This window comes from Geofilum sp. OHC36d9 (assembly GCF_052400685.1).
Classification (GTDB): domain Bacteria; phylum Bacteroidota; class Bacteroidia; order Bacteroidales; family Marinilabiliaceae; genus CAZHHH01.
Genome location: NZ_JBQTGJ010000008.1, coordinates 162,419 through 174,313, shown reverse-complemented (window position 1 = coordinate 174,313; position 11,895 = coordinate 162,419). Strand labels below are relative to the sequence as shown.

The 11,895-nt window shown below is 32.4% G+C and carries 13 protein-coding genes; all 13 read right to left on the bottom strand.

Annotation, left to right across the window (positions count from 1 at the left end; translation table 11 throughout):
• Nucleotides 1-88: 88 nt before the first annotated feature.
• The gene (locus tag ACT3CD_RS10430) at nt 89-1,207 is read right to left on the bottom strand and encodes a hypothetical protein (RefSeq protein WP_444645478.1); all 1,119 of its coding nucleotides are present in this window, start codon (nt 1,205-1,207) and stop codon (nt 89-91) included.
• A gap of 222 nt (nt 1,208-1,429) precedes the next feature.
• Nucleotides 1,430-1,786, bottom strand: coding sequence for a hypothetical protein (locus ACT3CD_RS10425; protein WP_444645476.1), 357 nt, complete (start codon nt 1,784-1,786; stop codon nt 1,430-1,432).
• A gap of 322 nt (nt 1,787-2,108) precedes the next feature.
• The gene (locus ACT3CD_RS10420) at nt 2,109-2,831 is read right to left on the bottom strand and encodes a hypothetical protein (RefSeq protein ID WP_444645475.1); all 723 of its coding nucleotides are present in this window, start codon (nt 2,829-2,831) and stop codon (nt 2,109-2,111) included.
• A 323-nt stretch (nt 2,832-3,154) separates the two neighbouring features.
• The gene (locus tag ACT3CD_RS10415; RefSeq protein WP_444645473.1) at nt 3,155-4,270 is read right to left on the bottom strand and encodes an ATP-binding protein; all 1,116 of its coding nucleotides are present in this window, start codon (nt 4,268-4,270) and stop codon (nt 3,155-3,157) included.
• A 164-nt stretch (nt 4,271-4,434) separates the two neighbouring features.
• A complete protein-coding gene (locus ACT3CD_RS10410; protein WP_444645471.1) occupies nt 4,435-5,652 on the bottom strand; it encodes a hypothetical protein in 1,218 nt (405 codons plus the stop codon).
• Nucleotides 5,612-5,917, bottom strand: a complete 306-nt coding sequence (locus ACT3CD_RS10405) for a hypothetical protein (protein ID WP_444645469.1) — start codon at nt 5,915-5,917, stop codon at nt 5,612-5,614. The genes ACT3CD_RS10410 and ACT3CD_RS10405 overlap by 41 nt, the downstream gene beginning before the upstream one ends.
• Nucleotides 5,918-6,548: 631 nt before the next feature.
• Nucleotides 6,549-7,154 carry a hypothetical protein gene (locus ACT3CD_RS10400; protein ID WP_444645467.1) on the bottom strand — a complete coding sequence of 202 codons (606 nt, stop codon included), beginning with the start codon at nt 7,152-7,154 and terminating at the stop codon, nt 6,549-6,551.
• A gap of 359 nt (nt 7,155-7,513) precedes the next feature.
• On the bottom strand, nt 7,514-8,242 hold the full coding sequence (locus ACT3CD_RS10395) for a hypothetical protein (protein WP_444645465.1): 729 nt from the start codon (nt 8,240-8,242) through the stop codon (nt 7,514-7,516).
• A gap of 344 nt (nt 8,243-8,586) precedes the next feature.
• Nucleotides 8,587-9,597, bottom strand: a complete 1,011-nt coding sequence (locus ACT3CD_RS10390) for a hypothetical protein (RefSeq protein ID WP_444645463.1) — start codon at nt 9,595-9,597, stop codon at nt 8,587-8,589.
• A gap of 213 nt (nt 9,598-9,810) precedes the next feature.
• A complete protein-coding gene (locus ACT3CD_RS10385; protein ID WP_444645461.1) occupies nt 9,811-10,233 on the bottom strand; it encodes a hypothetical protein in 423 nt (140 codons plus the stop codon).
• A 3-nt stretch (nt 10,234-10,236) separates the two neighbouring features.
• Nucleotides 10,237-10,470, bottom strand: coding sequence for a hypothetical protein (locus tag ACT3CD_RS10380; protein ID WP_444645459.1), 234 nt, complete (start codon nt 10,468-10,470; stop codon nt 10,237-10,239).
• A 12-nt stretch (nt 10,471-10,482) separates the two neighbouring features.
• Nucleotides 10,483-10,860, bottom strand: a complete 378-nt coding sequence (locus ACT3CD_RS10375; protein ID WP_444645457.1) for a hypothetical protein — start codon at nt 10,858-10,860, stop codon at nt 10,483-10,485.
• 176 nt (nt 10,861-11,036) lie between these two features.
• Entirely contained in the window at nt 11,037-11,642 is a 606-nt protein-coding gene (locus ACT3CD_RS10370) for a DUF6680 family protein (protein WP_444645455.1), read from the bottom strand.
• Nucleotides 11,643-11,895 lie beyond the last annotated feature (253 nt).

Here is an 11,895-nt window from a genome sequence, read left to right as displayed (position 1 = left end):
TGTTGTAGCTCTACCGGGGTGTAGTTCAACCTGGAGTAATCGCTGGGTCGTGCCGACCGCTCATACTCCTATATATTAGGCGTAGTTATTACTTTTTTTCAATCTTTATCATTTTTATAATAGATTCATAATCTGATTTTTCTGTGTCTCCGATAAATATCAGTTTGTCATTGTTTAAATCAAGTAATCCACAACTATTCCAAATACCAGCAGATTTATCTAACAAACTATATTTGAAAATTTTATAATCCTTCAGCTCAAAAATAATATTTGTCTCAATTTCTCGAATTTTAGTTGTCCCAGCACAAAATATTTTCTCGTTAATAAGTTTAATGTCATTAATTCTAAAGTCATTTTTAAATTTATAATTGTCTGGCTGATAGTGTAATTCACTTTGTTGTAGCAAATGTAATTCTTTGTCGAAGATGTAAACGATTGGGATAAAACCATTGTTATTATCTAAATTACCAACAATTAGAATCTTGTCATTATAACTTAGAATTTTTATTGGGAAAAAGCGTTTTTCAAATTCAGGTGCTGATTGAAGTTTTAAATTGAAATCTTTGTCAAACCAATCTATAATCCATTTTTCTGTTTCTCCATTTGAGTTAAGTTTTACTGAAATTATTAAAACGTCATTATCAATGAAATTAGAAATTAATGGGAATCCATTTTGAGGTAATTTGCTGCGATTAACTAATTTACCCTCATTTGAGATGATATAGCTATTTAAACCATCAAGACCACTTGAAATTATTTGGATTTTTTTATCAATTATTTTTGCATTATAAATTCCCTCATATTTTTTGTCAAGGAGTAAGTTCCAAATTTCAAATCCTTGAATATTATATGCTCCAATATAATCTTGTTCTGTTTCAGAATTGTCAGGATAAATAGTTCCTGTAATGATATAATTATCTTGAGATTTAAAAATGTCTTTAAATGCGATAAAGTCTTTGTTATTTATAACTCTTTCAGAAATAAAAATTGAGTCGGTGAATTTAGCAACAGAAAGTTTTACGGAATTACTATTCTTTTCTTGTATTCTTGAAATTAGCTCAATTGTATCATTTGTGTAGAATGACTTGAAGTAACTGCTAATATAATATTTATCGAAATCAGTTTCTTTAAGAATCTCAAAATCGCTTTGAGAGAAACCATAAATTCCGTTGATTATCAATATTAAAGTCAAAAGTTTTTTAATCATTTGGTAGCCTCAATTTTAATTACGCCTAACGTAGCGCATATGAAACGTGGGTGATTTAAACTCACCTAACTATCAATATTGCACTTAGCTAAAGCTTTTGGTTTGGTTATAAATTTTATCTTTTTACTAACCAAAGCAATAGCTTTGGCGGCCAGATTAAACGCTCAAATGTTTCGAAAACCACTGAGCCACCTATGTTTTATAATGCATTGTTGTGTGGCGTTATTTTTCATTAACTGCTGCAAAAGTTCTATACAAATAAGTCAAAATAATCGGGATACTACCTATTATTACAAGTCCGATTTGCACATTTAAATTCAGACCACGGTCAAAATAAATAACAAGCAATAAAAATATTCCTAATATATTGCTTAGAATAATAGTGTTCTTAATATTAGAATATTCACTTATAAAATTCAGAATTAGATAAAAAATTCCAAATATTATTCCATAGCTATACAGATATAATGTACATCTATTTAATTCAGGAAATAGTATTCTTGATACGTATGTTAGTCCTATGTAAAAAACAATTTGAACAAGTCCTAACACAATACACTTAATAGCCTTTTTATTCATTTTCCTTTATGTTATTTTCCACCCAAAATAGAAGAAATTGCTATTAGAACCCATTCCTATATTTTCTATTTAGTTCGTAATTAAACTTTCAACTTCATGTCATTCACACTAATGTAAGATTATAATTTTAACACGTCAGCTTACAAATGAAAACTTGATTTTTAAGCGATGCGAGTAATGCCACACAACGGTAAATTGTATGAGTAGTGGCAGATTGCGGGCTTCTTTCCTGTCAAACCGTTACGCAGTTTAAGCGGGCTACAAACGTTGAAATTTAGCACTTTACCTGCCATTACTTATACAAAATGTTGTGGCGTCGTTATTATTCATTTCTGTTATAATGTCTTCTCAATTCATTATCACTCGCAATATTCCCAAGTCCAATTGTCAATGTAAAATAGTAGTTATAACTCAATGTCGGTGAACCGCTCAATTTGTCTTGATTATTATTTATATTCCACCTTGCTTCTTCAAGCGGTAATAGATAACCAGTCCTAAAATTAACCAAAAAGAACCACTGATAAGAAAATCCAAATCCCAAATCTAAATTTGCTCTTGAGTTCGTGATTTCTTTATACTCCAAAGTCGTGTTAAAATAGTTGTTAAAACTTGTCTCATTTGAGATTTTTTCACGGTACATATAATTTAGTCCACAACCTTTAAAACCTACATAAGGATAAATAGAATATCTATGGTTTTTAGTCAGGTCATATCCAACGTTTAATGAAGTCGAACGATATTCAACCTCGGTCAAATATGTGTCATTGTCATCTTTCTTCGTTGTCTTGTTGAATGAAAAGGTCGTAATCCACCTATTAGCATATAATTGAAGTCCAATCCCAATATTTGCAGCAGAATATTCACATTTTGGATATCCTAATCCAGTCAATTCATTATTTATTTGTTGATTGTCAATAATAGGAAATTCAATCGGAAAGATAATGAACCCTCCAAAAACATTATTTTTTAATGTATCTGACTGTGCAATTAGTCCATTTGTTAATCCAACTAATAAAAATGTCAATATGAAGATTCTTTGTTTCATGCAGTTATCTTTTTTAATGCGCCACAACACCCCCATAACGTCATTATCATTTATGGCCTCAAAGAGTTATTGCATTTATAATTGTCTTTTTTGCCGCCGCTTTCCGGAAAAACAGACAATGAATTTACTACTTTGCTGATATTTATCAAATAAGTTGAACAAAAGCAACACAATTAAAGCATGGGCATTCTTCTCAAAAACATAAAAAAACGACAGTAGGTCCATAGTATTTTGCTGTAGTTCTACCGGGATGTAGTTCAACCTGGAGTAATCGCTGGGTCGTGCCGACCGCTCATACTCCTATATATTGTGCACTGGCATTGCTATATTTTTACAAATTCTCTAAAATTATTCCTGTCAATCACGTGTCCCTCAGCTTTATATGTATCTATAAAATTCTGAGGAAATCTAGTCTTTTTATTATTCCACTTAAATTCAAATCCAGTAATTTGTCCATTACTCTCTTCTACAAAATCAATTTCCTGTTGTTGTTTTGTTCTCCAGAAATACATTTTTGCAAAAGTATCTTTGTACAAATTTTGTTTTCTCCTTTCTGACACGAGAAAATTTTCCCATAAAGCGCCTTTATCAACTCTCAAATCTAATTGGTTAAAGTTCCCAATAATCATATTTCGGATACCATTGTCATAAAAATAGATTTTCCGATTCTGCTTAATTTCATTTCTAATATTTCGGCTAAAGCTATTAAGTCTAAAAACAATATATCCTTTTTCTAGGATGTCAATGTATTTTTGAACTGTAATTTTATTAATTCCAATCAGTTGAGATATTTCATTATAATTCACCTCGCTTCCCATTTGTAAAGCCAAAGCTTGTAATAGTTTATCAAGGACTTCAGGTTTTCTGATATCTGAAAATGCTAAAATATCACGATACAAATAGCTATTTACAAGATTTTTCAAAGTCTCCCGCTCTTTACCTTGATTATTAATAACCTCGGGATAAAGCCCATAGAGTAATCTGTTTTCTATTTGCTGTTCTGATTTTATGAATCCGATTTTATTTTCGTATTCTTCCCAAGATATTGGAAACAATTCATATTCCCATTTTCTGCCCGTCAATGGCTCATTCAATTCATTTCCTAAATCAAATGATGAAGAACCACTTACAAATAACTGAACTTTTTTGAATTGGTCAGTAATGATTTTTAAAGTCAAACCGATTCCTGCTATTCTTTGAGCTTCGTCAAGAAATATGTATTTGTAATCGCCAATAAATGTGCGAATTTGTTCTGTCGTTGGGCTTTGTAATAGATTTCTTGTTGCAGGGTCATCAGCGTCAAGGAATAAATAATCTTTGTCTTTTAGAATCTCGTTTAGTAAAGTTGTTTTTCCTACTTGTCGTGCACCAACAACAACGATAGCTTTCCCACCGTTGATTTTTTCCTTTATTGTGTTTTCAATTGTTCTATCAAACATCTTTTTATTTCAAAGATACGATTAAATATCATAATGACCAATAGTCATGTCTTTGAGTCATAAAAATGTCGAAATGTCGTTTCTTTTGCTTGTGCACAACGGATGGCGGTAAGAAATCGTTGCGCACTTAAATGCATTTCAGTATCAACCCGCTATGCCGTTTATTAAATGTTATGTCGTTCAAATTTAGCACTTTCCGCGCAATGTTTTTTACCGCGTGTTAGTGAAACGGTTCCGTGCGAAATGGTTGGTTGAAATATTGTGCCGGTTGATGTTGATTTTGCTTTACCTGAAAACATATCGTATAGTCCCACAATGGTCTTGAAAGCACCACCTGCAATACCTCCAATATCACTTATACCGAGAAGGATATTGGATAATTCACCACCTTTTTCAAAATCATCGGATACATCAGATAAATATGCTGCAAGATTTTCTCTTGCTCTTTTATCACTATTGTTAGGACATACCTTATCACTATATGTATTAAGGCTACTAGCTGCTTGATCAACTGTTTTTTGCATCTCTTTTCGACTAGGAATTTTTTCGGTAAATTTTTTACCTTCGGTAGCAAATTCTTTTAACCCGTCAGGGGTATTTTTACTTGTTTTTGATGCTTTATCACCTTGCAGAGAATAACTTGTTGTAACATATTCGAATTCTCCTCTCACATCAACCGTTGATACTTCAACTAATGAAACTTTGAAGAATAAAGCATAATTACTTGCATTTGCATCAGTAGTATGGTCAAAAGTTACTGCAAAATCGGTTACAAACCAATACGTTTCCCAGTATGTGGAAACTGAATTCAGACCTTTTTCAGCAGGCACATTATTCGGATATTTATTGGTAGCATAGCAATATGTATTTAACGGTGATAATAAAGATGTTTTATTTGAGCCAGTATTCCACTCCAAGGACACTACTGCTTGCTGTGCGGACAAATCAGCATCTGCACCATACATAAATAATCTAATAGTTCCTCGGTATCTGTTATAAAGTAAAAAATATGGATGGTCAATTGGCACACCACAACCGAAATTTTTTGCTAACAATTCCCACCCTTCTTCTTTTGTATAGTCTTCCCCATCAACTATTTGTTTTAAATCAGGATTGCTGTAATTTTTATTAATGTATCCGTCAACATATTTTGAAATGGAAGTTCCAATTTCATAAGATTGTCCTGGCATACCCCATGTTGGATAATACAACCAGTTTTCTCTACTATTTTCTAACCAATCCCAATCAGTATCACATGCGGGTACATTTTGTGCATTTGTAACACTAATAAGTGATATAGATAATATTAAAAATACTAATATTTTTTCATCTGTAATTTTTTTATTTAAAATAAAGATTAAAAGTTTGTGCTTCAATTTCAAAGCTTTGTAATTTGTTCAAATTATAATAGTCTCCCTCAACAACAATAAATTGCCCTGAAAATAAAAAGGGTTTATTGAAATGGACAGTATAAGAACCAGGATACGTAAGTACGTGTACGTTGGCGGTTGTTATATTCCGTTCAGAAGAAATAGATTGCAGTTCTTTTGATATTTTTTCGCCTTCAGTCATAACTGCCTCTTCGTCATATTTTTCACAAGCAATTAATGTGAAAAACAATAGCGTAATAAGTATTTTTACTTTCATTTTATATATGTCTATTTTATAATTACACATAGTTTCTGTTCAAGATTCTCAATAATATTGTTGCCTATTGATTCCTTATTAGTTTGCCCAAATGCAAGCTTTTCAAATTATAATGACAATAATAGCAATACTGTTTTTTTTATTTTTGAATTTTCATTTTGATACACCTACTCTGTTTTTATGCTTTTCGGTTTCCGCATTTAATATTTTATTGTTTATATCAACAGTGCTTCTAAGTACTGGGTTTTCTATATTGTTTTTTTTGGGGGGTCGGCAAACAATAATTTCTCTCTAAACAGTTCTTTCGTCTCATCGGAGATTGTTGCCTTGCCCATAACGTATTCATAACGCCACTATCATTTATGGCCTAAAAGAGTTATTGCATTTATATGGTCTTTTTGCCGCCGCTTTCCGGAAAAACAAACACCTAATTTACTACTTTGCTGATATTTATCAAATAAGTTGAACAAAAGCAGCACAATGAAAGCATGGGCAATCTTCTCAAAAACATAAAAAAACGACAGTAGGTCCAGAGTAGTTAGTTGTAGTTCTACCGGGGTGTCGTTCAACCTGGAGTAATCGCTGGGTCGTGCCGACCGCTCATACGCCTATATATTAGCGCCTGTTTTTCTTACGATATAACAGTGTATCTTTTATAAAATGATTCGATTTCAGTAGTAGTCCAACCATTTCTAGTGTACAGTTTTCTAATCACTATTAACTTTACTGTCTCATCTTCTAACACGTCAAATGATTTAATCTCAACTAATGTATTTTTACCATCGTCATTAAGATCTAGCCGAAATGTAGCCGAAGATAGACTATCATTAAATTCACCAATTAATATATTACCGTAGATGTCATAACCTGTAAGATCATATACAATTATATTTTCTTTGTCTGCTAATCTATGTTCATTTTCTGTCGGCCAAGATTCGCTTAAAACAAATTCATTATCATACAAAAAAAGTTCATCTTCACGAGGTATTCTTATCCTAATTTTTGAAAGCAAAATCATTGGATTTTCTTCGAAAAGATTGGTTGATTCAACTCCATCATCATTTAGGTCTACAGCTATTTTTGAAGTAGAACTAATTATTTCGTATTTCCCATTGAATCTTTCTTTAAGTAGAGGTCTGTTATTGACATCAGTTTGGTCCTCTTGGCAACTTAAGAGAACTAATGAAATAATGATAAGATGAAAAAAAATCATCTTCCTATTAGATTTATTATTCATCTGAATTTTGGTTTTTAGTTATGTTATCTTTTGTTTTGCCAACATGTCGCGCTTTAAATAGGCGCCAACAACCCCATAACGCCATTATCATTTATGGCCTAAAAGAGTTCTTGCATTTATATGGTCTTTTTGCCGCCGCTTTCCGGAAAAACAGACAATGAATTTACTACTTTGCTGATATTTATCAAATAAGTTGAACAAAAGCAACACAATTAAAGCATGGGCATTCTTCTCAAAAACATAAAAAAACGACAGTAGGTCCATAGTATTTAGTTGTAGTTCTACCGGAATGTGGTTCAACCCGGAGTAATCGCTGGGTCGTGCCGACCGCTCATACGCCTATATATTGTGTGCAGTTATTACAGTTCTACCCATCTTATTTCTCGGAAATCTAATATCGCTGTTAAAGGATTGTACTTAAAGACAAGAGTATTTCCTAAAAAACAGATACTATCCTGCTTCGAATAATAATTCTCAATCAGGACTGTATCGTTTATGAACTCATAATCAAGCATTAATTCAAATTCGCCGTCTGGAACTACGGTACAGTTATCTGTTGTCTGTTGATTAAAGAATTTTACGAGATAATCCAGAGGAAAGAAATCAGACTTGACACTTAATTGACCGTTATAATAAGTATAAGTAAAAAAAGAATCTGCATCGCCGCCTTTTAAATGAGTGACAACAGTAAAACAACCATCTCTATTTGTCTTATAAATCAAGAGTTCCCAGTATGCATCTCCAAGACTTACTTTTAGGTGTTTGTCGCTTATTAATTCTTTGACATGAAAATACTTGTCATCATTGGTTATGTAATTTTTTAATGCGTCTTGATAAATTATCTCTCTGTCTTTTTTAGACCAACTGTGTCCTTTTCCCATAGAAGAATCCGGGAGAATAGCAAAAATCTCAAATAGAGTTTTATCTTTTATATTTAGTAGATGTATTGTATCAACGGCACTATGCTTCTCATTATCTGATATAGTTTCATCAGATTGGGTCATAACTTTCGATGTTGTGGTGGTATTATTCTTACAAGCAATCAAGGTCATTAATACAAGTAAAACAGTTGTAAAATTCTTATTCATGTTTTTAAGTTTTGTCAATTGTCGCATCACTCACTCTATAGGCTAATTGCACACAACGTATTCATAACGCCATTATCATTTACACCCCTCAAAGCGTTATTGCATTTATATGGTCTTTTTGCCGCCGCTTTCCGGAAAAACAGACACTGAATGTACTACTTTGCTGATATTTATCAAATAAGTTGAACAAAAGCAGCACAATGAAAGCATAGGCATTCTTCTCAAAAACATAAAAAAACGACAGTAGGTCCATAGTATTTAGTTGTAGTCCGACCGGAATGTAGTTCAACCTGGAGTAATCGCTGGGTCGTGCCGACCGCTCATACTCCTATATATTGTGTGCTTTAATTTCTTCTTTTTTCAATTATTTCATTTATACGGTTAGGAAGCTTACCTTCAAAATATTCAAATATTAACGGGTCTCCTGATAAAAATTGACTAGTAAGTTCAACCCAATCTTCAACACTTAAGACTCCATTAATTTTAAACAATTTCCGTGATTGAGTTTTTATATGTTTTTTATTCTTAAAGTTGTAATTAAAATCAGAATCACGACGATTGTAGTATTCTTCACTATTGTAATAATGAATTGCTCCATCAAAGTGTCTAAAAACTTTCCTTTTCATGTCATATTCAGCGTGCACATACCTTACTGGGAAAAAATCATTTCCATCAATACGAATCGTTTGTTCTTCAGTTTTAAATTCCTCTAATTGAAATGTTTTTATACCTTGTTTTGAAGTCCATAAAATATCTAGGGCATATGTTGCTCCAAAAAAGGATTCTATATCCAATGAGTCTAAATCTAACGGAGGCCTTAACTTAACAACATTATCCTCTATTTCTGAAATTGATTTTTGAAATTTTGGTCCATACCATGTATCACGTTCAATGTACATTAAGTTGTCAACATTAACCCTAACAACATCTGGGTCTATGGCTATATATTTATTAATCTTAGCGGAATGAAAATTCCAAAAAACATCAACGAACCTTGGAGAGTAACCGTTCCTTTCATAATATCCTCGTCTGAAGTGAGGGTGAGCCATAATCACAAAATTGTCTGAAAAATAATAACCTGATGCAAAAGATTCTTTTTTGAACTCGGTTTCAATTACACTCATTTTCAATAAATCCTCTTTATCAGATATCAAGTGACTATTTAGTTTAGCTACAATATTCGGGTGCCTCACTATAATTCCAATTGTTTGAATATAGTCAAAATCATCTTTAACTAATTCAATATTCATTTTTCTAGAATAAAGAATAAAATCATTTATAAGAGATTCATTTTTACCTAACTCTTTCTGCCTTTCCTCCTCTTCAAATTGATAATAATCCTCAATTTTTCCCATTATTGTATACTATGTAAATCTTGGTCTGTTATTAATTACAGCATGCAGTGAATATATAATGCCGATCACTGCTTCTCGGCACACTATGAAACGTTGGGGATTTAGAAACACTTTCCTGACAAGTTACTAGTACTTTTAATGCGGGCTGAAATGCTCGGTAACGCACTGAGTGCCTAATGTTTTATATACAGTATTACAGGGCGTTTTTCTTTATCACAAATGCAAAACTTCAAGTATTTCCTTAGTATGAAATCCAATATTTTCAAGCCTTGAAAGTTGGTTTTCATTAAGTCTGTCTTTGACCAATGCTTTGGCTTTTAATTGTCCACTTGTATTGATTGGTGACTTTGCAGAATAGTTTTTAAGCAATTCTTCCATTTCAACATCGTCAAGCAACAAGTCGACAGTCACGTTTGCACCATACTCATTGTATGAGTCAGTTGTTGGAATGAACGAAATTGTAATTGCGTGATTTTGAACTTTTGATACTTTGAACAAATATTCTCGTGAGAAATTTGTGTTGGAAACAATTCGTTTTTGCAACTCACTTTCAATAAGTTTCTTTAGTTGCAAATTTCCACCTGATGCTTGCCAAAGTATAGTCAGTCTGTGAACGTCTAATTCTTGTAGGTTCATATTTTAGTCCTTTTTGGTAAACATTAAATATGCAATAAAAATAACCGCTGGTCCAATTGCATAAACAAGAAATTCACTAAAATCGTAATTTCCGCAGTAACCAGTTAAGTCTCCACCATCAAAAGGCCAAAAATCTGATGTGTCACCACCTGACATTGCCCAAACAATGATGTTAATAAAAACCCATACTAGGTAAATTGCAATTAGTTGTCTTTGTTTTTTCAGCATCTCTTTCATTTTGATTAAATTTTAAAAGTTATTATTACGAAATTCAAGTGTCCATTTTTCCAATAGGGCTGCTGGTGTGTTTTGAGGTTTTATTCCCAATGAAACACTTTCTTCAAGTTTTTTTATTCTCCAATTTTTTTCAGTCTCAAGTAGTTCCGCAAAATCGAAGTTGTTCTTTTCTAATTCCAAAATGTAGTTTTCTTTAACCTTGTCAGGCATACAGCCAAATTTACCTGCAAGAACGAAATAACTCATTTTAATTTGGTCATTGTCGGTGTATTTGTCAGCGTATAATTTTTTTAATTCTCCATTTGGATTGTCGTATTGTTTCTTTGTTTTAAAGAATTGATATCCGAAGTAAATCAGAGCGATAAGTCCAACTATAAAAATAAATTCCATATCTGTTATTTGTCTTTGTCTTTTTAAAATGCCCTATAACGATAAATTATAAAAACCGTAGCATTAAGCTATACAGTCTTTCGATTTAAACTGAAAGTTATTTATAGCATTATGATATTAGCAAAATACACCCTTGCTATGGTTTTTATAAAATGTTAGGGTGTCGTTATTCATTTTTATTCTGGTTGGTTGGTTTCCTCCTCTTGGTTATTCTGATTCTCCGCATTGTCTGGCTTACGATGCTGTGAATTTTTCTGGTAGTATGAAGAAGTACGCTCCTTTTTCCAAGCCCAATCGGCATCAAGTCGTAGACTTTCAGATTCGGGAAAGAAAAAGGAGTTCATCATTGAGTTGTCAGCATCATGATAACCAATATCCTTAGCCATCTCTATAACTAAGTCGTTCAAAAATCCAGTTAATGATGTTGAATCATTTTTACCTTTAGGCTTCACGTCTTGATGTTCTGAAATAAATCTATTTAGCTTTATTATGACAGATTTGTTGTCGTAAAATACTATTGGAATCTGATTCATCGCCACTACAAAAATAGGTTCACTCCCCTTTGCGTGCCTGTATCCTAGTATTGTAGTAAAAACATTCAATTTGTTTTGATATTTTTTATCTTTTTTAGACTTTCTGTCTTGAAGATATTGACTAATTAATACAGCTACTATGGCACTTAGAAACAATGCAACTAGGCTTAGCCAGTCTTTTGGAGACATTTGATTATTAGATAATATATTTAACAGTTCCTGATTTGTCACAAATAATGAATCATTCATATGGCTTGTATTTTTAATTTTTAATTTATAAAAGAGGAAGTCTGCCGAAGCAGACAACCTCCTGTCGTTAGTTAGGAGTAGAACGGTAGTATGTTCCAACTTTCACAATTTTGCCTGCGGCAGTCTTGTAAGAGTATGAGTGAACATACACCTTCTTCTTCCCGTCTTTGGTCTTAGCCATAACTGTCGGTTTAAAGATTTATAGTCTCAATCGACACTATGCCACGATTGATTTGGCAGTCTCCTTCAAACC

What these genes read in the sequence shown, in the direction of transcription:
- ACT3CD_RS10430 (WP_444645478.1), bottom strand. Translation starts at nt 1,207, where the DNA reads ATGATTAAAAAACTTTTGACTTTAATATTGATAATCAACGGAATTTAT.
- ACT3CD_RS10425 (WP_444645476.1), bottom strand. Translation starts at nt 1,786, where the DNA reads ATGAATAAAAAGGCTATTAAGTGTATTGTGTTAGGACTTGTTCAAATT.
- ACT3CD_RS10420 (WP_444645475.1), bottom strand. Translation starts at nt 2,831, where the DNA reads ATGAAACAAAGAATCTTCATATTGACATTTTTATTAGTTGGATTAACA.
- ACT3CD_RS10415 (WP_444645473.1), bottom strand. Translation starts at nt 4,270, where the DNA reads ATGTTTGATAGAACAATTGAAAACACAATAAAGGAAAAAATCAACGGT.
- ACT3CD_RS10405 (WP_444645469.1), bottom strand. Translation starts at nt 5,917, where the DNA reads ATGAAAGTAAAAATACTTATTACGCTATTGTTTTTCACATTAATTGCT.
- ACT3CD_RS10400 (WP_444645467.1), bottom strand. Translation starts at nt 7,154, where the DNA reads ATGAATAATAAATCTAATAGGAAGATGATTTTTTTTCATCTTATCATT.
- ACT3CD_RS10395 (WP_444645465.1), bottom strand. Translation starts at nt 8,242, where the DNA reads ATGAATAAGAATTTTACAACTGTTTTACTTGTATTAATGACCTTGATT.
- ACT3CD_RS10390 (WP_444645463.1), bottom strand. Translation starts at nt 9,597, where the DNA reads ATGGGAAAAATTGAGGATTATTATCAATTTGAAGAGGAGGAAAGGCAG.
- ACT3CD_RS10385 (WP_444645461.1), bottom strand. Translation starts at nt 10,233, where the DNA reads ATGAACCTACAAGAATTAGACGTTCACAGACTGACTATACTTTGGCAA.
- ACT3CD_RS10380 (WP_444645459.1), bottom strand. Translation starts at nt 10,470, where the DNA reads ATGAAAGAGATGCTGAAAAAACAAAGACAACTAATTGCAATTTACCTA.
- ACT3CD_RS10375 (WP_444645457.1), bottom strand. Translation starts at nt 10,860, where the DNA reads ATGGAATTTATTTTTATAGTTGGACTTATCGCTCTGATTTACTTCGGA.
- ACT3CD_RS10370 (WP_444645455.1), bottom strand. Translation starts at nt 11,642, where the DNA reads ATGAATGATTCATTATTTGTGACAAATCAGGAACTGTTAAATATATTA.